At 70.5% G+C, this 23,048-nt stretch carries 20 protein-coding genes; 9 read left to right on the forward strand and 11 right to left on the reverse strand.

The features are described 5' to 3' along the window. Positions 1 to 63: 63 nt before the first annotated feature. The 4 genes from ACFYWJ_RS07770 to ACFYWJ_RS07785 all read right to left on the reverse strand — a co-directional run bounded on the left by ACFYWJ_RS07770 (position 64) and on the right by ACFYWJ_RS07785 (position 7,832). Positions 64 to 2,850, reverse strand: coding sequence for a Na+/H+ antiporter subunit A (locus ACFYWJ_RS07770; RefSeq protein ID WP_355274371.1), 2,787 nt, complete (start codon positions 2,848 to 2,850; stop codon positions 64 to 66). A 114-nt stretch (positions 2,851 to 2,964) separates the two neighbouring features. Further along, positions 2,965 to 4,236: a hypothetical protein gene (locus tag ACFYWJ_RS07775; protein ID WP_355274369.1), complete on the reverse strand. Its 1,272-nt coding sequence runs from the start codon at positions 4,234 to 4,236 to the stop codon at positions 2,965 to 2,967. Between the two features lie 63 nt (positions 4,237 to 4,299). Continuing rightward, positions 4,300 to 5,565, reverse strand: a complete 1,266-nt coding sequence (locus ACFYWJ_RS07780; protein WP_355274367.1) for a hypothetical protein — start codon at positions 5,563 to 5,565, stop codon at positions 4,300 to 4,302. Between the two features lie 62 nt (positions 5,566 to 5,627). After that, positions 5,628 to 7,832 carry an AAA family ATPase gene (locus ACFYWJ_RS07785; protein ID WP_355274365.1) on the reverse strand — a complete coding sequence of 735 codons (2,205 nt, stop codon included), beginning with the start codon at positions 7,830 to 7,832 and terminating at the stop codon, positions 5,628 to 5,630. A gap of 173 nt (positions 7,833 to 8,005) precedes the next feature. Between ACFYWJ_RS07785 and ACFYWJ_RS07790 the strand changes: the two genes are divergently transcribed. Then, positions 8,006 to 8,404, forward strand: coding sequence for a hypothetical protein (locus ACFYWJ_RS07790; RefSeq protein ID WP_355274363.1), 399 nt, complete (start codon positions 8,006 to 8,008; stop codon positions 8,402 to 8,404). A gap of 6 nt (positions 8,405 to 8,410) precedes the next feature. Here ACFYWJ_RS07790 and ACFYWJ_RS07795 read toward each other — a convergent pair whose 3' ends face one another. The 5 genes from ACFYWJ_RS07795 to ACFYWJ_RS07815 all read right to left on the reverse strand — a co-directional run bounded on the left by ACFYWJ_RS07795 (position 8,411) and on the right by ACFYWJ_RS07815 (position 13,359). Then, positions 8,411 to 8,764 (reverse strand): UBP-type zinc finger domain-containing protein, encoded by a 354-nt coding sequence (locus ACFYWJ_RS07795; RefSeq protein WP_355274360.1) that lies wholly within the window; start codon positions 8,762 to 8,764, stop codon positions 8,411 to 8,413. Next, complete coding sequence (locus tag ACFYWJ_RS07800; protein WP_355274358.1) at positions 8,764 to 10,233, reverse strand: ATP-binding protein; 1,470 nt, start codon at positions 10,231 to 10,233, stop codon at positions 8,764 to 8,766. The genes ACFYWJ_RS07795 and ACFYWJ_RS07800 overlap by 1 nt, the downstream gene beginning before the upstream one ends. A gap of 13 nt (positions 10,234 to 10,246) precedes the next feature. Further along, positions 10,247 to 11,914 carry an FAD-dependent oxidoreductase gene (locus ACFYWJ_RS07805; RefSeq protein ID WP_355274357.1) on the reverse strand — a complete coding sequence of 556 codons (1,668 nt, stop codon included), beginning with the start codon at positions 11,912 to 11,914 and terminating at the stop codon, positions 10,247 to 10,249. 46 nt (positions 11,915 to 11,960) lie between these two features. After that, positions 11,961 to 12,140, reverse strand: a complete 180-nt coding sequence (locus tag ACFYWJ_RS07810; protein ID WP_355274354.1) for a hypothetical protein — start codon at positions 12,138 to 12,140, stop codon at positions 11,961 to 11,963. A gap of 190 nt (positions 12,141 to 12,330) precedes the next feature. Then, positions 12,331 to 13,359 carry a beta-ketoacyl-ACP synthase III gene (locus tag ACFYWJ_RS07815; protein ID WP_355274351.1) on the reverse strand — a complete coding sequence of 343 codons (1,029 nt, stop codon included), beginning with the start codon at positions 13,357 to 13,359 and terminating at the stop codon, positions 12,331 to 12,333. 239 nt (positions 13,360 to 13,598) lie between these two features. Here ACFYWJ_RS07815 and ACFYWJ_RS07820 point away from each other — a divergent pair, with 239 nt between their 5' ends. The 5 genes from ACFYWJ_RS07820 to ACFYWJ_RS07840 all read left to right on the forward strand — a co-directional run bounded on the left by ACFYWJ_RS07820 (position 13,599) and on the right by ACFYWJ_RS07840 (position 17,708). After that, positions 13,599 to 13,871, forward strand: coding sequence for a GlsB/YeaQ/YmgE family stress response membrane protein (locus tag ACFYWJ_RS07820; RefSeq protein WP_355274349.1), 273 nt, complete (start codon positions 13,599 to 13,601; stop codon positions 13,869 to 13,871). A gap of 75 nt (positions 13,872 to 13,946) precedes the next feature. Continuing rightward, positions 13,947 to 14,660, forward strand: coding sequence for a phosphatidylserine decarboxylase (locus ACFYWJ_RS07825; RefSeq protein ID WP_355274346.1), 714 nt, complete (start codon positions 13,947 to 13,949; stop codon positions 14,658 to 14,660). Further along, positions 14,657 to 15,526: a phosphatidylcholine/phosphatidylserine synthase gene (locus ACFYWJ_RS07830; RefSeq protein ID WP_355274344.1), complete on the forward strand. Its 870-nt coding sequence runs from the start codon at positions 14,657 to 14,659 to the stop codon at positions 15,524 to 15,526. The genes ACFYWJ_RS07825 and ACFYWJ_RS07830 overlap by 4 nt, the downstream gene beginning before the upstream one ends. Positions 15,527 to 15,649: 123 nt before the next feature. Then, positions 15,650 to 16,537 (forward strand): RNA polymerase sigma-70 factor, encoded by an 888-nt coding sequence (locus ACFYWJ_RS07835; protein WP_355274341.1) that lies wholly within the window; start codon positions 15,650 to 15,652, stop codon positions 16,535 to 16,537. Positions 16,538 to 16,619: 82 nt separating this feature from the next. Then, entirely contained in the window at positions 16,620 to 17,708 is a 1,089-nt protein-coding gene (locus tag ACFYWJ_RS07840) for an FAD-dependent oxidoreductase (protein WP_355274338.1), read from the forward strand. A 31-nt stretch (positions 17,709 to 17,739) separates the two neighbouring features. On the opposite strand, the gene ACFYWJ_RS07845 is transcribed toward ACFYWJ_RS07840, so the two are convergent. Further along, entirely contained in the window at positions 17,740 to 18,990 is a 1,251-nt protein-coding gene (locus ACFYWJ_RS07845; protein ID WP_355274335.1) for a hypothetical protein, read from the reverse strand. 72 nt (positions 18,991 to 19,062) lie between these two features. Between ACFYWJ_RS07845 and ACFYWJ_RS07850 the strand changes: the two genes are divergently transcribed. From ACFYWJ_RS07850 to ACFYWJ_RS07860, 3 genes are all read left to right on the forward strand, one after another. Next, complete coding sequence (locus ACFYWJ_RS07850; RefSeq protein WP_355274333.1) at positions 19,063 to 19,794, forward strand: Clp protease N-terminal domain-containing protein; 732 nt, start codon at positions 19,063 to 19,065, stop codon at positions 19,792 to 19,794. Positions 19,795 to 20,037: 243 nt separating this feature from the next. Continuing rightward, positions 20,038 to 21,663: a chaperonin GroEL gene (gene groL, locus ACFYWJ_RS07855; RefSeq protein WP_355274330.1), complete on the forward strand. Its 1,626-nt coding sequence runs from the start codon at positions 20,038 to 20,040 to the stop codon at positions 21,661 to 21,663. Positions 21,664 to 21,789: 126 nt separating this feature from the next. Then, positions 21,790 to 22,122, forward strand: coding sequence for a hypothetical protein (locus ACFYWJ_RS07860; protein ID WP_355274329.1), 333 nt, complete (start codon positions 21,790 to 21,792; stop codon positions 22,120 to 22,122). 21 nt (positions 22,123 to 22,143) lie between these two features. On the opposite strand, the gene ACFYWJ_RS07865 is transcribed toward ACFYWJ_RS07860, so the two are convergent. Then, positions 22,144 to 22,869 carry a DUF6585 family protein gene (locus tag ACFYWJ_RS07865; protein WP_387208158.1) on the reverse strand — a complete coding sequence of 242 codons (726 nt, stop codon included), beginning with the start codon at positions 22,867 to 22,869 and terminating at the stop codon, positions 22,144 to 22,146. Positions 22,870 to 23,048: the final 179 nt, after the last annotated feature.

Below are 23,048 nucleotides of genomic sequence, written 5' to 3' on the forward strand. Positions count from 1 at the left end.
TGTCGCTCGGTTCCGGTATGACCGCGATGGCGGCTGTGTTGATCTGCCGCTCGCTGCGCTCGCTCATACGAGTTCCTTGTCCAAACGGGCGCCGAGGCTGCGCAGCACGTCGAGGACCAGGCCGACCACGACCAGGTAGACGCCGAGGTCGAAGAACATCGCGGTGACCAGCTTGATGTGGCCGAGCACCGGCAGCGTCACCTCGATGATCGCCGAGGACAGCGGCGGCGCGCCGAGCAGCAGCGAGGCGGTCGCGGTGCCCGCGGCCAGGGTGAGCCCGGCGCCGAGCAGGTGCCCGGCGTCGACCGGCAGCGCCTCGCCCAGTTCGTAGCGTCCGCCCGCCAGGTAGCGCAGGGTCAGCGCGAGCCCGGCGACCAGGCCGCCCGCGAAGCCGCCGCCCGGCGCGTTGTGCCCGGAGAAGAAGAAGTACACCGACAGCACCATGATGGTGGGGAAGATCAGCCGGGTGGTGATCTGCAGGACCATCGAGCGGTAGCGCCGGTCGACCAGCCGGGCGGCGGGCAGCCAGCTCACCGCGTCGGGATCGTAGTTCGGCGCGTCGGCCGCGCGGGGCGCGCTGCCGAAGCGCCTGCTGCGGAACACCAGCGAGGCGACGCCGGTCGCGGCGACGACGAGCACCGAGATCTCGCCCAGGGTGTCCCAGGCGCGGATGTCGACGAGCAGCACGTTCACCGCGTTCTTGCCGCCGCCGATCCGGTAGGCGGCGTCCGGGATGGCCTGCCAGATCGGTTCGGCGCGTCGCGCGGCGGTGGCGAACGCGGCCAGCACCGCGACGGTGATCCCGACGCCGATCGCGAGCAGTGCCCGGCGGACCTTGAAGGCGGTCGCCTGGTCCTCGGCGATCTCGGCGGGGAACGCGCGCAGCACCAGCACGAAGATCACCAGCGTCAGCGTCTCGACCAGGAACTGGGTCAGCGCCAGGTCGGGCGCGCCGTGCAGCGCGAAGATCACGCCGCAGCCGTACCCGGTGACCCCGACGACGAGCACGCTGGCCAACCGGTTGCGCAGTACCGTCGCGGCCAGCGCCATCGCGATCATGATCGCCCCGATCGCGGCTTGCAGCGGCGAATCCCACAGCCGCAGTTCCACACCGGTCCGGGTCCCCACCGCCAGCAGCACCGTCGGCAGCACGATCAGGGTGCCGAGGATGGTGGCCTGGCTGGCGGGCAGCGAGCCGGACTGCACGGTGCCGGTGATCTTCAGCGAGAGCCGGTCCATCGCCCGCAGCGCGGCGTCGTAGGCGCGGTCGGCGTTGCCCAGGCGTGGATGGACCGGCTCGTCGATCCGGCCCCGGATCAGGAACAGCGCGACACCGGCGGCGATGATGAACAGCGTCAGCACCAGCGGCCAGGTGAGGTCGTGCCAGAGCGCGAGATGGGCGTCCAGCTCGCCGGGCAGCGTCTGGGCGTAGGGACTCAGCCAGCGGTCGACGTCGGTCGTGTCCAGCCCACCCGCGACGCCGGCCACGGCGAGCACCGCGGGCGGGGCGAGCAGCAGCGGGCCCGGCGCGTGCCAGGTCATCGGGCGGGCCGGATCCGCGGTCTTGCCGAAGGCGCCCCAGATGAACCGGGTGCTGTAGGCCACCGTGAACGCCGAGCCGATCGCGATGCCGGCCAGCTCGGCCAGCTTGACCGGGGTCGTCAGCACCTCCGCCGACCACACCGAGGTCAGCGCCGACTCCTTGCCGACGAAGCCGAGCAGCGGCGCGATCCCGGCCATGCTCAGCGCGGCGACGACGGCGGTCGCGCACAACCACGGCGCCCGCCGCCCGAGCCCGGACAGCTCGCGCAGGTCACGCGTGCCCGCGCCGTGATCGATGATGCCAACCACCATGAACAGACAGGCCTTGAACAGCGCGTGCGCCACCAGCAGGGTGATCCCGGCCAGCGCCGCGTCCGGCGTGCCGATCGCCATCATCGTCATCAGCAGGCCCAGCTGGCTGACGGTGCCGAACGCCAGCACCAGCTTGAGGTCGTACACCTGCATCGCCCGCCAGCCCGCCAGCAGGATGGAGACGAGACCGAGCGGCAGCAGCATCGCGTGCCAGGGCGGGGTCTGGGCGAAGGCGGGCGCGAGCCGGGCCACCAGATAGATGCCCGCCTTCACCATCGCGGCCGCGTGCAGATACGCGCTGACCGGGGTCGGCGCTGCCATCGCGCCGGGGAGCCAGAAGTGCAGCGGGACGATCGCCGATTTGCTGATCGCGCCGATGAGTACCAGCCCGATCCCGACCGAGACCGCCGTCCCGCCGGGCGGCGCGGTCGCGAGCAGATCCGAGAGCAGGAAACTGCCGTAGCGGTTGCCGAGGACGATGATCCCGACCAGCATGGCCAGCCCGCCCGCGCCGGTCACCAGCAGCGCCTGGATCGCCGCCCGCCTGCTCACCGCCCGCTCGGCGTAGTGGCCGACCAGCAGGAACGACAGCACGGTCGTGATTTCCCAGAACACGTAGAGCAGCAGCATGTTGTCGCTGGTGACCAGGCCGAACATGGCACCGGCGAAACCGATCAGCTCGGCGGCGAAGACCCCGAGCCGGACCTCGTCGCGATCGAAGTAGCGGCCGCAGTAGGCCAGGATCAGCGCGCCGATGCCGAGCACCAGCGTGCTCATCACCGCGGCGAGGGAATCGAAGCGCAGGTCGATGTCCATCGAAATCTGCGGCGCCCACTGCACGTGCGTGCGCACGGTCGTGCCCCAGTGCGCGAGCACCCAGCCGAGGCTGCCCAGCGGGACCAGGGCGAGCAGGTAGAAAGCGTTGCGGCCCAGCACTCGTACACACAGCGGGGCCACCAGTGCGGCCAGCGCGTGGGCGAGTAGAACGGCGAGCAACTCCTCCTCCGTCGGGTCGGTGGCGGTCGAGTAGTGCGCCCCGATCCTACGGGCGATCGTGCCGGGTTTCGCGGCACCGGCGCTGTCGCGTCGGCCATGTCGCCGGGTGCTCGGCTATCGCCGCGGCGCGGATTCCGTTTCGGCGGGCCGGATTCGGTAGAGCACGGCCAGCGCGGCGGCGGCGCCGATGGTGATGGTCAGCGCGACCCAGCCGGGAATGCTCTCGTCGACCGAGGTCGTGCCCGTCGGCCAGTGCCGCAGCCGGGTGGGAATGGACCACAGGATCGACGGCAGGTACAGCGCGCCGAGGCCGAGCACGGCGCTGGGCAGGTAGCCGACCCGCAGCGAACCGGCGGCGAAGCCGGCGACGGCGGTCAGCGCGAGCAGACCCGCCGTCCACGCGAACGCCCACGGAAACCGCTCGGCCACGGTGGCGAACAGGCAGATCACGGCCGCGCCGAGCAGCACGGCCCACGGGCTCGACCAGCGCAGCCCGGCCAGGATGGCGGCGGTGGCGACGAGCAGGACGAGCAGCAGATTCCAGCCGAGACTCGTCGCGTCGGCCAGCGAGTCGGCCGCGGCGCCCAGGCTGACCGCGATCAGCACGCCCGCGCCGTCGCGGCCGGGCAGCAGGGTGGCGGCGGCGAAGGCGGCGGCCAGGGTGACCACCACGGCCAGCGTGATCTGCCAGGTGTTGCCGTTCAGGTCGTCGAATTCGCGATCGAGCCAGTCGGTGGCGACCAGCAGCGTCAGCGCGAGCACGGTGGCGGCCACGATCGGGGTGATCGGCAGGTCGGCGGCGAGACGGGGGATACCGGGCATCATGCCGTGCCGGTGCCGCAGGGTGTTCAGCGTCAGCAGGACGACGGCGGCGATCACCAGCCAGGCCGGGGTGTGCACCGACTTGCTGGCCGTGGCCGAGGTGTTCGAGCTGAACACGGCGACGACCTCGCCGTAGACGAACACCGTCACGACCCCGAGCAGGAAGCCGACCGCGGGCCAGCGCAGGCGCAGCGCGCAGATGCCGAGCGCGCCGAACAGCACGCCGCCGCAGAGCGAGTCGATGTAGTTCTGCGTGGTGAGCACGTCGGTCGAGGTCATCGTCCGGCCGACGAAATAGTTGATCGCCAGGGCGAGCGCCCCGCCGGTGGCGGCCAGCCAGACCAGCCCGGGGCGGGTGATCGGCCGGGCCAGCACCGCCACGACGACGGCGACGATGAGCCCGAGCGCCGCCGCGCGCGGCACGCTGTTGATCAGGCTGGTGACCCGGTACGGCGAGTCGACCGACTCGGCGCCGAAGGTGAACGGCAGGAACAGCGACATTCCCGCCGCCGCGGCCCCGGCGAACGCCGTCACCGCGTCCAGACCATCCCGGATCTTGGGCACCCCTTCGACGATACCGGCGAACGCCGTCCCACCTGGGATATCACGATCGGATCGCCGGTACGGCTAGGGCGTGGCGGTGGGCGCAGGCTCGACGGGCCGGATCCGGTACAGCAGCAGCAGCGCGGCCGCGCCGCCGATCGTGATGGCCAGCGCGACCCGGCCCGCCGTGGCTTCGGACACCGGGGCGGCGCCGGTCGGCCAGTTCCGCAGACTGGTGGGTATCGACCACAGGATCGACGGCAGGTACACCGCGCCGAGGCCGAGCACGGCGCTGGGCCCGTGGGCGACGCGGATCGAGCCGAACACGTACCCGGCGACCACGGCCAGCGCCAGCGCGCCTGCCGTCCAGGCGAACGTCCACGGCAGGCGGGCGGAGAACGTGACGAACACGCAGATGGCGGCGACGAAACACAGCGCGGCCCACGGCGAGGCCCACCGCTGTCCGGCCAGGACGCCCACGGCCGCCGCGCCGAGCACGAGCACGATCTTCCAGCCCAGGCTCGGGCCGTCGATGACCGAGTCGCCCGCGGCCGCCAGGCTGACGGCGACCAGCACACCAGCACCGTCGCGACCGGGCAGCAGGGTGGCCGCGACGAACGCGGCGACGACCGTGACCGTCACCGCGACCGCGATCCGCCAGAAGCCCTGGGGGCCCTCGGCGAACTCCCGCTGCAGCCATTCGGTGGCCAGCAGCAGCGACAGCGACAGGACCGTCGCGGCCACGATCGGGATCATCGGCAGCTCGGCGGTGGCCGACGGCCCGGCGGGTGGCTTGATGGTCTGCCGATGCCGGACGGTGTTCACGGCGAGCAGCACGACGGCGGCGATGATCAGCCCGGACGGACTGTGCACGGCCCGGTCCGTCGTCGTCAGCATGTTCTCGGTGACCAGCGCGATCACCTCGCCGTACACGAACACCACCACCGAGCCGAGCGCGAACCCGGCCGCGGCCCAGCGCATTCGCAGCGAGCACAGGCACAGGGCGCCGAAGATCACGCCGCCGAACAGCGCGTTCACATAGTTCTGGGTGGTGAGCACCTCGGCCGAGTCCATGGTGTGGCCGACGAAGTAGTTGAATCCCAGCGCCGCGGCGGCGCAGGCGGCGACCAGCCAGTCGAGTCCGGGCCGGATCAGCGCGGCGACGACGACGGCGACGATGAGTCCGAGCGTGGTCGCGCGGGGAACGCTGTTGGCCCACCCGGCGACCTGATAGGGGGTGTCGATCACCGTGCTGGAGCGGGAGGTGAACGGCACGAACAGTGCGATTCCCGCGATCGCGGCACCTGCGAACGCCGTGACCGCATCCACACCATCCCCGAACGTGGGCACAGTTCGACGATACTCGCCGAAAGGCCCGTCTAGCTGCGACGTTGTCGACGATTCGGGATCGGTCAGGCCCGGCTCTCGGCATACCGGCGCAGCGACTCGACCTGTTCGGGATCCAGCGACGGCCGCACGCTCGCCCGCGCGGTCGCGACGTCCTCGGCGGTGACGTCGGCGGCCGCCATATCGCGGCGCAGCGCCGAGAGCGCCGCCTCGCGCAGCAGGGCCGCGCAGTCGGCGGCCGAATAGCCGTCGAGGTCCTCGGCCAGGGCGGCCAGGTCGACGTCGGCCGCCAGCGGCACCGAGCGACCCGCGGTGCGCAGGATGTCGAGCCGGGCCGCGGCGTCCGGCGGCGGCACGAATACCAGCCGGTCCAGCCGTCCCGGCCGCAGCAGGGCGGGGTCGATCAGCTCGGGGCGGTTGGTCGCGCCGAGGACCACCACATCGCGCAGCGGTTCCACGCCGTCGAGCTCGGTGAGCAGCGCGGCGACCACCCGATCGGAGACCCCGGAGTCGCTGCTCTGCCCGCGCCGCGGCGCCAGCGCGTCCACCTCGTCGAGGAAGATCAGCGACGGCGCCGAATCGCGGGCGCGCTGGAACAGCTCGCGCACCGCCCGCTCGGAGGAGCCGACCCACTTGTCCATCAGCTCGGCGCCTTTCACCGCGTGCACGCTGAGCTGACCGGTCCCGGCCAGCGCCCGCACCAGGAAGGTCTTGCCGCAGCCCGGCGGACCGTAGAGCAGCACCCCGCGCGGCGGGTCGATGCCGAGCCGGGCGAAGGAATCGGGATGCCGCAGCGGCCACAGCACCGCCTCGGTGAGCGCCTGCTTGGTCTCCACCATGTCGCCGACGTCGTCGAGGTCGAGCGAGCCGATCGCCAATTCCTCGGTCCCCGAACGCGACAGCGGCCGGATGACGTCGAGCGCGCCGACCAGATCTTCCTGGGCGAGTTCGGGCTCGGTCTGCTCGCGACTGGCCCGCCCGGCCGCGCGCACCGCGGCCTCCCGGCACAGCGCGGCCAGGTCGGCGACCACGAAACCCGGTGTGCGCGAGGCGACCAGATCCAGGTCGAGCGTGCCGGCGGGCACCTTGCGCAGCAGCTGCTCGAGCAGCGCGCGCCGGACCACCGCCGTCGGCAGCGGCAGGGCGAGTTCGCGATCGCACAGGTCCGGCGCGCGCAGGCGCGAATCCACCTGCGCCGGATGGGCGGTGGTGGCCAGCAGGGCGACGCACGGCGCGCGCATCGCGGCGCGCAGCTGATCGAGGACGAGCGTGGCGACCGGCTCGGCTTCGGCGGGCAGCAGTGCGTCGATATCGGTGATCAGCAGGATGCCGCCCTGACCCGAGGCGACGTCACCGACGGCCTCGGCGACCTCGCGCAGCCTGCTGCCGCTCTCCATCGCGCCGACGCTGGGCCCGTCGAGTTCCACCACCCGGCGCGGCGCGGCGACCGCCCTGGCCAGCGTCGCCTTGCCGACCCCGGCCGGTCCGGTGACCAGCACACCCAGATGTGCCGGTGCCCCCAGTGTTTTCAGCAGCTCTGGCTCGTCGAGGGCCAGGCTCAGCCACTCCGACAGCTTGGCCGCCTGCCCCTGCACCCCGGCCAGTTCCTCCACCTGGATCGGCGCGCTGCCCGAACTCACCGACACCACGTCCGAGGGCAGTCCGTTCTGGCCCGGATCGGCGTCGCGTTCCATCGCGTGCATGATCGCGGCCGGGCCCCGGCCCCAGCCGACGGCCGAATTGGGTTGCACGCTCACCGGTCCCGGCATCGGATCGATCGCGGTGACGGTGAGCAGCTCGGTGGTCCAGGCGATGCCGAAGGCGCGCGAGAGCGCCTGGGTGGCGGCCGCCGAGCTGATGTCGGGGCCGAGATCGCGCGGCAGCAGCGACACCGTGTCGCCCACCGTCACGACCTTGCCGAGCAGGGCCTGGCGCAGCGTGGCCGCCGGGATGCTGGCCGTCGCGTGCGCCGATCCGCTCAGCGAGATCTGCTTGGCGCCGTAGACCGTCACCGGCGCGACCGTCACCGCCGCGTTCTCCCGCAGCCCCACATTCGACAGCGTCACGTCGTCGAGCAGCGCCACGCCGGGCGGGGTGCCCGCCGGGGCCTTGGCCACCACCGCCGCCGTCCTGCGGGCGCCGGTCAGGCCGATGCCGTCCCATTCGCGCAGGCCGAGCGCGGTCAACGTCTCGGGGTGCAGGCGCACCACCCCGCGCCGGGCATCGGCCGCCGAAGGGTTGAGCCGGGCGGTCAGCGAGAGTTCAGCCACTGTGCCATTCTGCCGCGTCCCGGCGAATTCGCTCCGGCGATGAGCGATCCTTTGGCAGACCGCAAGGTCGAGGGGCGAAAGTGGCTGACATGACGAACCACCGCAACCAGCCGGTACGCTGCACCGGACGCGCCGGAGGTGCCGGCGCCGCGATCCACCGGGGAAAGCTGCAGATGAATCGAATCTCCCTCGTCGTCCTGGCTGCTGGGGCGTTGTGCTTGACGGTGGCCGGATGCGGTTCCGACGACACCGCCGACGCGAGCGGGCTGCGCAAGGGCACACCGACCTCGAGCGCGAGCGCGAGTGCCACCACCACGACCAAGGCGGGCGCGACGACGACGTCGAGCGCCGCACCCACCGCCGCCGCCACCGGCGCGAAGATCACCTGCGGTCAGTTCAAGGAACTCGACACCGAGGGTGAGAAGCAGGCGATCGAGCAGATCCTGGCGGCCAACCCGGGCAGCCCCTTCGAGGGCAGCCCGAATGTGGCACTCGGTACCGCGAAGCTGGTCTGCCTCGCGCCGGGCAACGCCGACAAGACCGTCGCCGAGGCCGCCGGGATCACGCCGTAGCGCTGCTCAGTGGACCAGTGACTGCCAGTTCGCGGGCACCCGGTCGGCCGGTCCCGGCACGGACTGGCCGATCGGGTGACTGGTCGGCGCCGCGAGTTCGGGACCACCGCTGTACATCTCGCTGGTGGTGAAGTTGTAGAACCAGTCCTCGCCGGGCTCGTAGCTCTGCATGAACGGATGCCCGGTCGAGGCGAAGTGCTTCGACGCGTGCTGGCTGGGCGAGCTGTCACAGCAGCCGACGTGCCCGCATTCGGCACAGCGGCGCAGATGCACCCACCAGCCCCGCGCGGCGTCGCACTCCTGACAACCGGCGCCACTCGGCGGGACGCTGGTATCGATACCTTCGAACTCTTCGGCCATCACTGATCTCCTGTGTTCGACGGGGTGCTGTCGTTGTCCGCCTGGGGGTCGAGCGGCAGGCGGACGATGAAACGGGTGTCGCCCGGTTCGGATTCGACCCGGATGTCGCCGTTGTGCTTGTTGACCACGATCCGGAACGAGATGTCGAGGCCGAGTCCGGTGCCGTCACCGACCGGTTTGGTGGTGAAGAACGGCTCGAAGATCCGGCCCTTGGCCTCGGGCGCGATGCCGGGGCCGGTGTCGCCGATCTCGACGACGGCGCAATCGTTCTCCTTGTAGGTGCGCACCGTCAGGGTGCCGGTGCCGCCCATCGCGTAGACCGCGTTGTCGATCAGGTTGGTCCACACCTGGTTGAGCTCGGCGGCGAAGCAGGGGACCGGCGGCAGCGCGCGGTCGTAGTCCTTGACCACCTGGACGCCGTCGCCGAGCTTGCGGTTGAGCATCACCAGCGTGGAATCGAGCAGCTCGTGCAGGTCGACCACCTGGTAGGGCGCGCGGTCCATCTGCGAGTACTGCTTGGCCGCGCCGACCAGGGTGGAGATGCGGGCCGTCGAGTCGCCGATCTCGTTCATCAGCAGCTCGGTCTCGATGGTGTAGTTCAGCCAGCGGATCGCGCCCTCGAAGACCTGCGCCTGGCACGCCTCCAGGGTCGCGTGCACGCCCTCGAGCCAGTCGATGTCCAGGCCGGCCTGGACGAAGGTCGGTGCCAGGTTCCAGCCGTCGGCGATGCCGTGGTCGTCGAACCAGTCGGCGAGCGCGTCCTCCCGGTCGGCGGCCTCCAGCGGTGACAGATCGGGGGCCTTGGCGACCCGCTCGGCCGCCTGTTCCTGCAGGTCGACCAGGTGCACCAGCGCCTCGGGCGGGAACTTGCCGGTGGCCATCATCTTGAGCTTGTGCCGCATGCCCGCGACACGTTCGCGCAGGCCCGCGGTGGCCCGCACCGCGGCGGCGGCCGGGTTGTTGAGCTCGTGGGTGAGCCCGGCCGAGAGCGAACCGAGCGCGAGCAGCCGCTCCCGCTCGGCGATCCGCTGGCTGGACTTCTGCCCGCCGTAGAACGCGCCCTCGAGCAGGTGCACCGCCATCGGGAACCAGTCCTTGACCATCCGCGCGAAGTCGGCGGCCGCGAGCACCAGGAACCGGGAGCGCCGCTCGACGTACATCGAGCCCGCGTAGTCCTGGCTCACCTTGTCGCCGAGATAGGCCATCCAGGCGCCCGCGTACACGCCGCGGTGGTCGGTGCGGTTGATCTCGATCTCGATGCCGCCGGACAGCTTCGTCAGCCGCACCGCGCCGTCGATCAGCACGTAGAAGCAGGTCGCCGGTTCGCCCTCGCGGTAGACCGGGCCCGGGTCGATGTACTCGATCCGGCCCGCCTCGCACAGCTGCGCGAGCTGGTCGTCGTCGAGCTTCTCGAACAGGAACAGGGTGCGCAGTTCGTTCGGATCGCAGATCAGCATGCTGTCGGTCATGCCCGCTGTCCTCTCATGCCAGGTACCGGTGGACGAGCATGACCGCCATGGCGCCCTCACCGACCGCGGAGGCGACCCGCTTGGCCGATTCGGCGTGCACGTCGCCCGCGACGAAGACGCCGGGGACGCTGGTCTCCAGGTGATGCGGTGGCCGGGGCAGTTCCCAGCCCGGCGGGCGGGCGCCGTCGACCATCAGGTCGGGTCCGGCCACCACGTAGCCCGCGTTGTCGCGGGTGACGACGCCGTCGAGCCAGCCGGTCTGCGGCGCGGCGCCGATGAACAGGAACAACCGCTGCGCCTCGACCTTGTCCTCGGTGCCGTTGCGGTTGTCGCGCAGCACGATCCGCTCCAGGTGATCGTCGCCGTCGACGCCGACCACCTCGGTCTCGGTGTGCACCACGATGTTCGGGATCTGCGCGATCTGCTGGATCAGGTAGTGCGACATCGACTTCTCCAGCGCGTCGCCGCGGACCACGATGTGCACGCGACGGGCGTTGCGGGACAGGAACACCGCGGCCTGCCCGGCGGAGTTGGCGCCGCCGACGATGTAGACGTCCTGCTCGGCGCACTCGGCCGCCTCGGTCATCGCCGAGCCGTAGTACACGCCGCGACCGGTGAATTCGTCGACGCCGGGGGCCGGATGACGCCGGTAGTCCACGCCGGTCGCGATCAGCACCGTGTGCGCGCACAGCGTGCCGCCGTCGGCGAAGCGCACCGTGCGCGCCGAGCCGTTGACCTCGAGCCCGACGACATCGCGGGTGGTGATGATCTCCGCGCCGAACTTGGTGGCCTGCCGCCGCGCCCGATCGGCCAGCTGCGCGCCGGACAAGCCGTCGGGAAAGCCCAGGTAGTTCTCGATCCGCGAACTCTGCCCGGCCTGGCCGCCGGTCGCGGTGCGTTCCACCAGCACCGTGCGCAGGCCCTCGGACGCGCCGTACACGGCGGCGCCGAGCCCGGCCGGGCCGCCGCCGACAACGATCAGGTCGTAGAAGTCACCGCTGGGTTGCACGGTCAGGCCGACGTTCTCGGCGAGTTCGCTGTCGCTGGGCTGGATCAGGGCGGTGCCCGCCGCGGTGATCACCACCGGACAGGCCAGCGGATCGGCGCCCGCCGCCTCGAGCAGCCGCGCGCCCTCCGGCTCGTCGACCGGGTACCAGCGATACGGCAGCTGGTTGCGCGCCAGGAACTCCCGCACCTGCGAGGAGCGCGGCGACCAGCGATCGCCGACCACCTTCGTCTCGTGCACCGGGCGGTGCTCGGCACTGCGCCAGGCGTCGAGCAGGCCGTCGAGCACCGGGTAGAGCTTCTCCTCCGGCGGGTCCCACGGCTTGAGCAGGTAATGGTCGAGATCGATGACGTTGATCGCGTCGATCGCGGCGTTGGTGTCGGCGTAGGCGGTCAGCAGGACGCGGCGCGCGTAGGGATGCAGGTCCATCGCCTGCTCCAGGAATTCGATGCCGTCCATGCCCGGCATCCGGTAGTCGGCGATCAGTACCGCGACCGGCTGGCCGCGCAGTTTCATCTCCCGCAGCGCCTCGAGCGCCTGCGGTCCCGACTCGGCCCGCAGGATCCGGTAGTCCGCGCCGTAGCGGCGGCGCAGATCACGCACCACCGCCCGGGAGACCCCGGGATCGTCGTCGACGCTCAGAATGGCCGGTTTGGTTACCGCTGGAGTGCTCACCAGAGAAGTATCCCCCTCCGCGGCGGTGCCGCGCCGTCGCGCGCGGTCAGAGCTGGTTGTGCAGCACCAGATCCAGTTCGCTGGGGGTGAGCAGGCGTTCGAGGCGTTCGTCGCGTTTGCGGCGGGTGAGGGCGGCGCGCAGCGCGGAGCCGTCCTCCGGCTCGATGGTCGGCAGCAGCGGGACGTCGTTGGTGTGCCTGCGTGGCAGGAAGGAGCGCATTTTCACGGCCGATCACCTCGGGTTGACGACGGGAACGCTGGGAGCTGAGCATCGTCGATCAGCAACGGCGATTAGCGAAGAGTTTGCCAGCATGTCCGAGTTGGTGCAAGCGGGACAGCGTGGACACGGCGAGCCCACCGCTCGGTGGCCTGCGCGGGGCAGACCACCGTTGCGGTGGGCGAAGTTGCTGGTCGGGCTAGCGCCAGTCGGGCAGCGTGACAACCTGTGCGGCGTAGGACAGTCCGGCGCCGAAGGCGATCAGCAGGGCGGTGTCACCCGGCTTCGACTCGCCCTTGCGTAGTAGGGCCTCCATGGCCAGCGGGATCGACGCTGCCGAGGTGTTGCCGGAGTCCTCGATGTCGTTGGCCAGCGCGCAGTCCGCGGGCAGCTGGAGCACCCTGGCCATGATCTCGATGATCCGGCCGTTGGCCTGGTGCGGGATCATCGCGTTCAGGTCCTCGGTGGTGAGGCCGGCCCGGTCGATCGCGTCCCGGCAGACCTTCTCCAGCGAGTGCGCCGCCCAGCGGAACACCGCGGTGCCCTCCATCGCGAGGTAGGGGCGCACCGCGTCGGTGCCCTTCTCGTCGATCTCGGCGAAGAACTCCATCCAGTCCTTGTTCTGCCGGATGGCGTGGTGCTGGGTGCCGTCCGAACCCCAGACGGTCGGGCCGATGCCCTGGTCCTCGGCCGGGCCGACGACGACCGCGCCCGCGCCGTCGGCGAACAGGAACGCCGTCGAGCGATCGGTGAAGTCGACCGTGTCGGTCAGCTTCTCCACGCCGATCACCAGCGCGTTCTTCGAGGTGCCGGCGCGCACGAGATCCGAGGCCAGCGCCAGGGCGTGACAGAACCCGGCGCAGCCCGCCGAGATGTCGAAGGCGGCGGCGCCGGTCATGCCGAGTTCGGTGGCGATCTGCGGTCCGATGGCCGGGGTGAGCAGCAGATGGGTCGACGTCGCGACGATGACGCAGTCGACCTCGTCGGCCGCCATGCCCGCCGCGGCCAGCGCGTCGCGCGAGGCGGCGACGCTCATGGTCTGGATGGTTTCCTCGGCCGAGGCGAAGCGCCGGGTCTTGATCCCCGATCTGGTGCGGATCCACTCGTCGCTCGAGTCGATCGGCCCCGCGACCTCGTCGTTCGTGACCACCCGGGCCGGGCGGTAGACGCCCAGCCCGAGAATCGCGGTGTGCTCAGCCCCAGTCGTCTGGGCGATTCGAGCAGCCATGTTGCGTCTCCTATGTACCTGTCAACCTGCGGTCGCACCGCTGGGTGTACCCGAAGCATCGAAATCCGTCGCTCATCGCCCATGACTCCCGCGTGGACAACATGTGAACGGGCAGACATGAGGCTTCCTCATATTAGCGCGTTCGCCCGGCCGATTCGTGTCTTATGTCACAACTGGTCCGGGGTATACCTTGGAGACAAGGCGATTGCTCGCCGACCCATCGAGGGAACGAGGACACCATGCTTGGACTCGGGATAATCAGTTGGATCATCATCGGCGGCCTCGCCGGTTGGATTGCGAGCAAGTTCATGAAGACCGACGCGCAGCAGGGCATCCTGCTCAACATCGTCGTCGGCGTCGTCGGGGGTCTGCTCGGCGGATTCGTCCTCAGTCTCTTCGGCGTCGACGTCGAGGGCGCGGGCTGGATCTTCAGTTTCTTCACCTGTCTGGCGGGCGCCTGCGTCCTGCTGTTCCTGGTGAAGCTGTTCACAGGGCGTAAAGCGGCACACTGACCACGGGTGGATGCGGCGGGGTTCCCGTAAGGTGTGAACGCTTGCGTTGTCGTCACACCACGAAAGAGGGAGCCCGTGGCACGCCGCCCCACTCCGCCCGGCACGCCCGAAACCACCGGCGTCGGCCATGTCGTCGACCTGGTGCGGGCCGCTGTACCTCCGCTACACCCCGCCGGCCTGCCGTTCGTCGCGGCGCCGCTCGCGGTCGCGGTCGTCGGCGGACGGAACAAATGGGTGCGCCGGGCCGGTCTCGCCGCCGCTGCCGCCTGCGCCGCGTTCTTCCGGCACCCGCACCGGGTGCCGCCGAACCGGGCGGGCGTCGTCGTCGCGCCCGCCGACGGTGAGGTCGCCCTCGTCGACACCGCGGTGCCGCCCGCCGAGCTCGGCCTGGGCGATCAGCCGCTGCCGCGCGTCAGCATCTTCCTGTCGGTCCTCGATGTGCACGTGCAGCGCGTCCCGGTGTCCGGGACCGTGCGCGAGGTGCTGCATCAGCCGGGCAAGTTCCTCTCGGCCGACCTGCCCGAGGCCAGCGACGCCAACGAGCGCAACAGCATGGTGATCGACACCGCCGACGGCAAGCAGGTCGTGGTCGTGCAGATCGCCGGTCTGCTGGCGCGGCGCATCGTCTGCGACGCGCGCGCGGGCGACGTGCTCACCATCGGCGACACCTACGGCCTGATCCGGTTCGGCTCGCGAGTCGACACGTACTTCCCGGTGGGCACCGAATTGCTGGTCGCCCCCGGCCAGCGCACGATCGGGGCCGAAACAGTCCTGGCTGTGCTGGGATGATCGAACAGGCCGCCCGCCGCAAGCGCCCGCGCTCGGTGCGGTTGCTGCCGAGCGTCGTCACCATCCTCGCGCTGTGCGCCGGGCTGTCCGCGGTGAAGTTCGGGCTCGACGGCGAGCTGGACGTGGCGCTGGCCATGGTCGGCGCCGCCGCCGTGCTCGACACCCTCGACGGCAGGCTGGCCAGGATGCTCGACGCGACCAGCAAGATGGGCGCCGAACTGGACTCGCTCTCCGACGCGATCTCCTTCGGTGTGGCGCCCGCGCTGGTCCTCTATGTCACCCTGCTCGACGGTTACAGCGCGGGCTGGATCGTCGCCCTGCTGTACGCGGTGAGCCTGGTGCTGCGGCTGGCTCGCTTCAACACCCTGCTCGACGACGACTCCCGCCCGAACTGGGCGCGTGAGTACTTCGTCGGCGTGCCGGCGCCAGCGGGCGCGCTGATCGCCCTGGTCCCGATCGCGCTGAAGGTGCAGTTCGGGGACGGCTGGTGGGACGGCTTCGCCTTCGTCGCCGCGTGGACGATCTTCGCCGCGCTGCTGTGCGTGAGCACCATCCCGACGCTGGCGATGAAGTCGGTCTCGGTCGCCCCGCAGGCGGCCGCGGGCCTGCTGGTGCTGGTGGCGCTGGCCGCCGCGCTGCTGGTGACCTACCCGATCGTGCTGCTGCTCATCCTGGTCGGCCTCTACCTGGCGCACATCCCGTTCGCCTGGCGCTCGGCGCGCTGGGTCGCGGCGCGCCCGGAGACCTGGCAGCACAAGCCGTCCGAGCGGCGGGCTCAGCGCCGCGCGCAGAGCCGGATCCCGCAGATCCGGCGACCGGCGATCCGCGGGTCGGCCCGGTTGCGGTTGCGTCGTCCGCGGGATTGAGTTCCGGCGGCCCGCGGGCCGCGAGGTTGTCGGCTGTCGGCGCGGTATCCGGGGAGCGGGATACCGCGCCGAATCCGGCATCGGTGGGTGCGTCGCCACGGCGGCGGAGGTGAAGGGGGCAGGGTGGAATCCGACGAGGTCGAGGAGTTCCTCGGGCACCGGGCGCGATTGTTCGCGCTCGCGTATCGCATGTTCGGCGCCGCCGGTGAGGCCGAGGACGTGGTGCAGGAGGTGTACCTGCGCTGGGCCGCCGCCGACCGCGCCGAGATCGGCAACACCGAAGCCTGGCTGACCACCGTCACGGTCAATCTCTGCCGCACCGCGCTGGTCTCCGCCCGCGCCCGCCGCGAGACCTACGTCGGCCCGTGGCTGCCCGAACCCGTCCCGACCGGTCGCGGCGCCCTCGGCCCGCTGGAGACGGTCGAGGCCCGCGAGTCGATCTCGCTGGCCCTGCTCACCGCGATGGAACGGCTCAGCCCGATCGAGCGCGCGGTCTTCGTGCTGCGCGAGGCGTTCGGCTACCCGCACGCCGAGATCGCCGCGATGCTCGACCTCACCGAGGCCAACTCCCAGCAGATCCTGCACCGCGCGAGCGGGCGGGTGCGCACGGGCAAGCAGCGCTTCGCCGTGCCCGCCGCGCACGCCCGCACGCTGATCGACCGGTTCCTGCTCGCCGCCTCGACCGGTGACGTCACCGCCCTGCGCGCGCTGCTCGCCGACGACGTGGTCTCCACCGCCGACGGTGGCGGCAAGATCACCGCGGCCCGGCGCCCGGTGCACGGCGGCGATCCGGTCGCGCGCTACCTCGTCGGCCTGAACAAGTTCCTCACCCCGGCGAGCTCGTTCTCGGTCGACGAGATCAACGGCGAACCCGCGCTGGTGGTGCGCGCGGACGGTGTCGTCGCGAGCTCGGTCATGCTCTTCGAGCTCGACGCCGACGGCCGGGTCGACGCGATCCGCATCGTCGTCAACCCCGATAAGCTGGGCTTTCTGGTCGCTGCCGAGGCGTGACCCGGATCACGTCCGGGACCTGTCAGGAAATCGCGGGCTGTCCGGTCTGGAGGGTGTCGGCATTGTCGAGAGGAGCCACACCATGACCGGGCAGCAGCAGCGAATCGTCGTCCTCGGCGCGGGCTACGCGGGACTCAGCGCGGCCCGCCGCTTGGCGCGCAAGGCACGCGACACCACGATCACGGTGGTCGATACGCGCGCGGAGTTCGTCGAACGGGTGCGGCTGCACCAGGCGGCCGCGGGCCAGTCGATCGGGCGCTGGGACCTGCGGGAGTTGCTGGAGCGCAAGGGTGTCGAGTTCGTGCGGGCGCGGGTCACCGCCCTGGATCCGGACGCGAAGCGGGTGTGGCTCGACGGCGAGTGGTCGATGGGCTACGACACCCTCGTCTACGCCCTGGGCAGTGCCGCCGACCGCGCGAGCGTGCCTGGCGTCGCCGACCACGCGCACTCCGTCGCCACGCCCGAGGATCTGCGGGCGCTGCCCGCCGGTCCGGTGATCGTCGTCGGTGCCGGGTCGACCGGCATCGAGCTGGCGGCCGAACTGGCGGAGTCGCAGCGGGATTCGCGGGTCACGCTGCTGGGTTCGGAGGAGCCGGGCAGCTGGCTGTCGGCCGCGGCCACCGAGCACATCCGCACCACGCTGACCGGGCTCGGCGTGCAGATCCGGTCCGGCGTCAAGGTCGCCGAGGTGCTGCCCGACGGTGTCCGCCTGGTGGACGGCACCGTGCTGTCCGCGGCGGCCGTCGTCTGGACCGCCGGTTTCACCGTGCCCGACCTGGCCCGCCGCGCGGGCCTCGCCGTCGACGAACAGGGCCGTATCCGCACCGACGCCACCCTGCGCTCGATCTCGCACCCCGATGTCTATGCCGCGGGCGACGCCGCGCTGATCGACGGCCCCGGCGACCGTCCCCTCCGGATGGCCTGCGCGACCGCCCTGCCCGCGGGTTCCTACGTCGCCACGGCGATCGTCGCCAGGGCGGGCGGCGCCGAGCCGAAGCCGATGACCTTCCGCTACCAGCTGCAGTGCATCAGCCTGGGCCGCCACGATGCCGTCATCCAGTTCCTCAACGCCGACGACAGCCCGGCGAACCGTGTCGTCCGTGGACGCGCCGGTGCCTGGGTCAAGGAGCGGATCGTCCGCATCGCGGGCCGAGCGGCCGGCCTGCGCTGAGCGCGGAGCCGTGTCCACCCCCAGCCGCTCGTTACCCGCGCGGGCCGAAGGCGGCGGGGTTTCTCCTGAGCGCTCCGACGAGTGACCCGATCCAGGGGACGACAGCGAGCACGCCGAGCACGATCAGCCACGGCACCCGCCACCACCAGCGCAGATCCAGCTCGCCCGCAGCTGGTTCCGTGGTGAATGGTCGAGCGGTCGACGACCACACCACGAACGCGTCCCCGATCGGCACCAGCCCGAAGGCGTACCGCTTGGAGCCGGGCAGATCCACCGGCAGCCCCAGCAGTTCGCCCTCGGCGCCGAGCGCGGCGGCCAGCTCGTGGTCGCCGTTGACCCGGGCGGCCCCGAGCCCGACCACCGTGGCGGACAGGCTGATCCCGGCGACCAGCGGCCCCGAATCGACATCGCCCGGCTTGTCCACGCCGCGCGGGTACTCGCGCAGCGCGGGTCCGAAACCGCCAGGGTAGGTGAGGAATTGGTCGCGGAACAGGCGGTATTGGTCGCGGGCGAAGTCGGCGTCGAGTTCCGGCAGGAACCGCAGGATCACCGTCTGCGAGGTGGCCCGCGCACCGTCGAGCTGGGTTCCGTCCGGCGTGACGTCGTGCGGCAGCAGGCCGGTGGCCGGATCGAGGTGTGCCCGCGCCGAGTCCAGCCACCGGGTGGTCACCGCGCCGAATCGCTCGCCGAAAAGCCTGTCGTGCAACCGCAGCGACGCGACCGCCACGGTGGAATCGACCGGCCACGCCTGCCCGTGATAGGCCTGCAGGAACGGTGTCTCCGACGCCGCGAACGCCGCCGCGATCTCGGCACTGTGCGCTTCGAACCGCTGCACCTCGGCGGGATCGCCGGCATCGAGCGACAGGATCGCTCCGCGCAACCAGTTGGTCCACCCCGCCCAGAACACCCCGTACGCGGGCCGCAGTGCCGGGCTGAACACCGCCCGCCCGTCGGCCGACTCCAATCGTTGCAGCGCCCAGCGGGATTCGCGCAACACCTGCTCGCGCAGATCCGGATCGGTGCGCGCGGCCTGCACCCACGACAGCCCGTAGAGCGCGTTCAGGAAGAAGTGCCCCTCCGGAAACTGGCGCTGCGCGGCGACATCCGCCCCGTCGTCGAGCGCGTCCCGGAGGAACGCCAGCTGACGTTCGGCCGACCCGGGCTGCGCGTCGATGCCCGGCTGCGGCCACAGGAACCGGCCGAGGCCGATCACACAGGCCAGTGTCACGACGATCCCCACGATGCGCAGCGCCCAGCGGGCCGTGCGCCGAAATCTCCCCATGCGGACATGGTGCCATCGACCTGTCGTCAACCAGTGGTTGACGCCAACGAATCGTCAACTTAGAGTTGACGCATGAGCACTTCGAACATTCGCCTCGACGACCTGATCGACGGCATCAAGAAGGCCCGTCCCGACAACGTTCTCGACCAGCTCTCCGACGCCGTGGTGGCCGCGGGCCATCTCGGCGAGGTGGCCGACCACCTCATCGGCCACTTCGTCGACCAGGCCCGCCGCTCCGGCGCCTCCTGGACCGACATCGGCGTCAGCATGGGCGTCAGCAAGCAGGCCGCCCAGAAGCGCTTCGTCCCCAAGCAGCCCGGTGACGCGGCGGCCATGGACCCGCAGGCCGGGTTCGCCAAGTTCACCGACCGGGCGCGGCAGGTCGTGGTCGGCTCCCAGGAATCGGCCAGGTCCGCGGGCAACAACCAGATCACCCTCGGTCATCTCATTCTCGGTCTGATCGATCAGTCCGAGGGGCTGGCGGCCAAGGAGATCGTGGCCAGGGGCGTGAGTTTGGACGCGGTCCGCGCGGCGGCCCTCGCCGCGCTGCCGCCCGCGACCGACGACATCCCCGCGCTCATCCCGTTCGACGGTGACGCCAAGAAGGCGCTGGAGCTGACCTTTCGCGAAGCGCTGCGCCTCGGTCACAACTACATCGGCACCGAGCACATCCTGCTCGCGCTGCTCGAGCAGGAGAACGGCACGGGCGTGCTCAGCGGCCTCGGCCTGGACAAGGCTGTGGTAGAAGCCGAGCTCGTCGAGCTGCTGAACCAGTTCCTGGCCGCGGCGGAGTACGAGTCCTGAGGCGGCGGACGCGCCCGGCGCGGTCCTCCCGTCGGGCGCGACCTTGCACTCTCACTACCCGAGTGCTAAAAATGGCTTTGGCACTCACGTCTGTTGAGTGCCAGGTCGGGACGGTGAGATCGGGATCCATCGACACCCTCGGTCGTCCGTCGCGGGCACCGCACCTGGCCAGCGTACTTTGGGGCGATCCAACCTGTGGTCGTCTCGTGTGTCAGCCATAGACATGTGGAGGATCTCAACGCAATGGCCAAGACAATTGCGTACGACGAAGAGGCCCGTCGCGGTCTCGAGCGGGGTCTGAACGCCCTCGCCGACGCTGTCAAGGTGACGCTGGGCCCGAAGGGTCGCAACGTCGTGCTCGAGAAGAAGTGGGGCGCCCCCACGATCACCAACGATGGTGTGTCCATCGCCAAGGAGATCGACCTCGAGGACCCGTACGAGAAGATCGGCGCCGAGCTGGTCAAGGAAGTCGCCAAGAAGACGGATGACGTCGCCGGCGACGGTACGACCACCGCCACCGTGCTCGCCCAGGCGCTCGTGCGTGAGGGCCTGCGCAACGTCGCGGCCGGCGCCAACCCGCTGGGCCTGAAGCGCGGCATCGAGAAGGCCGTCGAGGCCGTCACCGCCAAGCTGCTCGACACCGCCAAGGAGGTCGAGACCAAGGAGCAGATCGCTGCCACCGCCGGTATCTCGGCCGGCGACGCGTCCATCGGTGAGCTCATCGCCGAGGCCATGGACAAGGTCGGCAAGGAAGGCGTCATCACCGTCGAGGAGAGCAACACCTTCGGTCTCCAGCTGGAGCTCACCGAGGGCATGCGCTTCGACAAGGGCTACATCTCCGGTTACTTCGTGACCGACCCCGAGCGTCAGGAAGCGGTCCTCGAGGATCCGTACATCCTGCTGGTGTCGTCGAAGATCTCGACCGTCAAGGACCTGCTGCCGCTGCTGGAGAAGGTCATCCAGGCCGGCAAGCCGCTGCTGATCATCGCCGAGGACGTCGAGGGCGAGGCCCTGTCGACCCTGGTCGTGAACAAGATCCGTGGCACCTTCAAGTCCGTCGCCGTCAAGGCCCCGGGCTTCGGTGACCGTCGCAAGGCGCAGCTCGCCGACATCGCCATCCTGACCGGTGGCGAGGTCATCAGCGAAGAGGTCGGCCTCTCCCTGGAGACCGCCGGTCTGGAGCTGCTGGGCCAGGCCCGCAAGGTCGTCGTCACCAAGGACGAGACCACCATCGTCGAGGGCGCGGGCGACGCGGAGGCCATCAAGGGCCGCGTGGCGCAGATCCGCACCGAGATCGAGAACTCGGACTCGGACTACGACCGTGAGAAGCTGCAGGAGCGCCTGGCCAAGCTGGCCGGCGGTGTCGCGGTGATCAAGGCCGGTGCCGCCACCGAGGTCGAGCTCAAGGAGCGCAAGCACCGCATCGAAGATGCCGTGCGCAACGCCAAGGCTGCCGTCGAAGAGGGCATCGTCGCCGGTGGTGGCGTGGCCCTGCTCCAGGCCGCCCCCGCGCTGGACGGCTTCAGCGGCCTGTCGGCCGACGAGGCCACCGGTGTCAACATCGTGCGTGTCGCGCTGTCGGCCCCGCTGAAGCAGATCGCCTTCAACGCCGGCCTCGAGCCCGGCGTCGTCGCCGAGAAGGTCTCCAACCTCCCCGAGGGCGAAGGCCTGAACGCCGACTCCGGCGTCTACGAGAACCTGCTGGCCGCCGGCGTTGCCGACCCGGTCAAGGTCACCCGTTCGGCCCTGCAGAACGCGGCCTCCATCGCGGCCTTGTTCCTCACCACCGAGGCCGTCGTCGCCGACAAGCCGGAGAAGGCCGCCCCCGCGGGCGACCCGACCGGCGGCATGGGCGGCATGGACTTCTGATCCCCCCGGATCACTAGTTCCCGCAAGTCACCGAAGGCCGGTCCACTCCCCGAGTGAACCGGCCTTCGGCCTGTCCGGAGCAGGCCACGCGCGGGCGGGTCGGCTAGCCTCGGGGGTGTGGGGGAGATGACGACGACGATCGTCCGTACGGTCCGCAAGTACTGGGTGTTCTGCGTCCTGATGGGGATCATCTGCGGCTGGTTCATCGTGTCGGGCCTGCTCGGCCTGCGCAACGACGTGGTCACCTGCCACACCTGGAACGTCTTCGTCCTGGACTTCTCCAGCTACGACATGAACCCCGGCGACGGCTGCTCGATGTCGAAATCCGGTGCGAACTACACCGACGTGAAGTTCTTCAACAATGTGATCGACGGGGTCAAGGTCGCGATCGGCGCAGTCCTGCTGTGGGCAGGCTGCTCCGCGCTGATCGACCTGGCGAAGAAGGACCCGGCTCGGTAATCCGGTGGTGCGGGGAAGCCCTCACCCCACCGGGGTCAATCGCAGTCTTTCGGCGAGTTCGTTGAAGATGTAGAAGTTGGGGATGGTGCTGACGGGGGTCAGGGAGATCCACATGCCGGCGAGTTTGATGCGGATGTGACCGCTGCGGGCGTCGATGAGCTGGATGTTCTCCCAGGGGAAGGCCTCGCCGTTGTAGGTGAGGGCGTCGAGGGAGAGGGCGAGCTCGCCGAAGGCGACGGTGTCGCCGTTGTCGATGGCGGTGACGGCGGCGGGGAGTTGGGTTGCGGTGACGGCGGATTGGATGGCCCTGGCCCATTCGCGGGCGCGGGCGAAGCCCTCCTCGTCGACGGTGGCCTCGACGCCGCCGGGGCCGCTGAGTTCCAGGTAGTACGACACCGGCATGGTGTCGTGGAACGGGATCATCTGCTGGCGGACTTCGGTGCTGTCCCAGCGGAATCCGGCGACGCGCTGGCCGGAGCGGTAGACGGTGACGCCGTGGTCGAACAGGTCGATGCGGGCGGCGCGGTTCTGCCGGTTGAGGATTCCGCGGCGGAACGCCAGCAGCACCGGGACCGCGGCGATCGTCAGCAGCGCGACGCCACCCTGCCAGGCGCCGACAGCCGTGCAGATGACGCCGATGGTGGCGATGCTCCCCGCGACGATGCCGCAGCCGCGCACGAACGTGTCGTCGGCCGGGGTCGCGAGGAAGGTGTCACGGTGCGCGCCGAGGTGCTGATACTCCGCCATCAGGTGTATCAGCTGTGTCAACGGCACGGTATGCCGGGCTTCGGCTACGTCCTCCGCCCTGTTCGGAGTGATCACTCGTCCCTCCATGAGGCGTTTTCATCCGCGGCGAAGCGTATTCGACGAGGCCGAATACCGCCACTGGTGCATCGACAATCATCGCCCCGATCCCGAAATCGGCT

It is taken from the genome of Nocardia sp. NPDC003269 (assembly GCF_042888005.1).
Taxonomy (GTDB): Bacteria; Actinomycetota; Actinomycetes; order Mycobacteriales; family Mycobacteriaceae; genus Nocardia.

Bases quoted from the DNA above. Each gene is read 5' to 3' on its own strand.
- ACFYWJ_RS07790 (WP_355274363.1), top strand. From the start codon at position 8,006: ATGAATCGAATCTCCCTCGTCGTCCTGGCTGCTGGGGCGTTGTGCTTG.
- ACFYWJ_RS07795 (WP_355274360.1), bottom strand. From the start codon at position 8,764: ATGGCCGAAGAGTTCGAAGGTATCGATACCAGCGTCCCGCCGAGTGGC.
- ACFYWJ_RS07800 (WP_355274358.1), bottom strand. From the start codon at position 10,233: ATGACCGACAGCATGCTGATCTGCGATCCGAACGAACTGCGCACCCTG.
- ACFYWJ_RS07815 (WP_355274351.1), bottom strand. From the start codon at position 13,359: ATGGCTGCTCGAATCGCCCAGACGACTGGGGCTGAGCACACCGCGATT.
- ACFYWJ_RS07820 (WP_355274349.1), top strand. From the start codon at position 13,599: ATGCTTGGACTCGGGATAATCAGTTGGATCATCATCGGCGGCCTCGCC.
- ACFYWJ_RS07830 (WP_355274344.1), top strand. From the start codon at position 14,657: ATGATCGAACAGGCCGCCCGCCGCAAGCGCCCGCGCTCGGTGCGGTTG.
- ACFYWJ_RS07840 (WP_355274338.1), top strand. From the start codon at position 16,620: ATGACCGGGCAGCAGCAGCGAATCGTCGTCCTCGGCGCGGGCTACGCG.
- ACFYWJ_RS07845 (WP_355274335.1), bottom strand. From the start codon at position 18,990: ATGGGGAGATTTCGGCGCACGGCCCGCTGGGCGCTGCGCATCGTGGGG.
- ACFYWJ_RS07850 (WP_355274333.1), top strand. From the start codon at position 19,063: ATGAGCACTTCGAACATTCGCCTCGACGACCTGATCGACGGCATCAAG.
- groL (WP_355274330.1), top strand. From the start codon at position 20,038: ATGGCCAAGACAATTGCGTACGACGAAGAGGCCCGTCGCGGTCTCGAG.
- ACFYWJ_RS07860 (WP_355274329.1), top strand. From the start codon at position 21,790: ATGACGACGACGATCGTCCGTACGGTCCGCAAGTACTGGGTGTTCTGC.
- ACFYWJ_RS07865 (WP_387208158.1), bottom strand. From the start codon at position 22,869: ATGGCGGAGTATCAGCACCTCGGCGCGCACCGTGACACCTTCCTCGCG.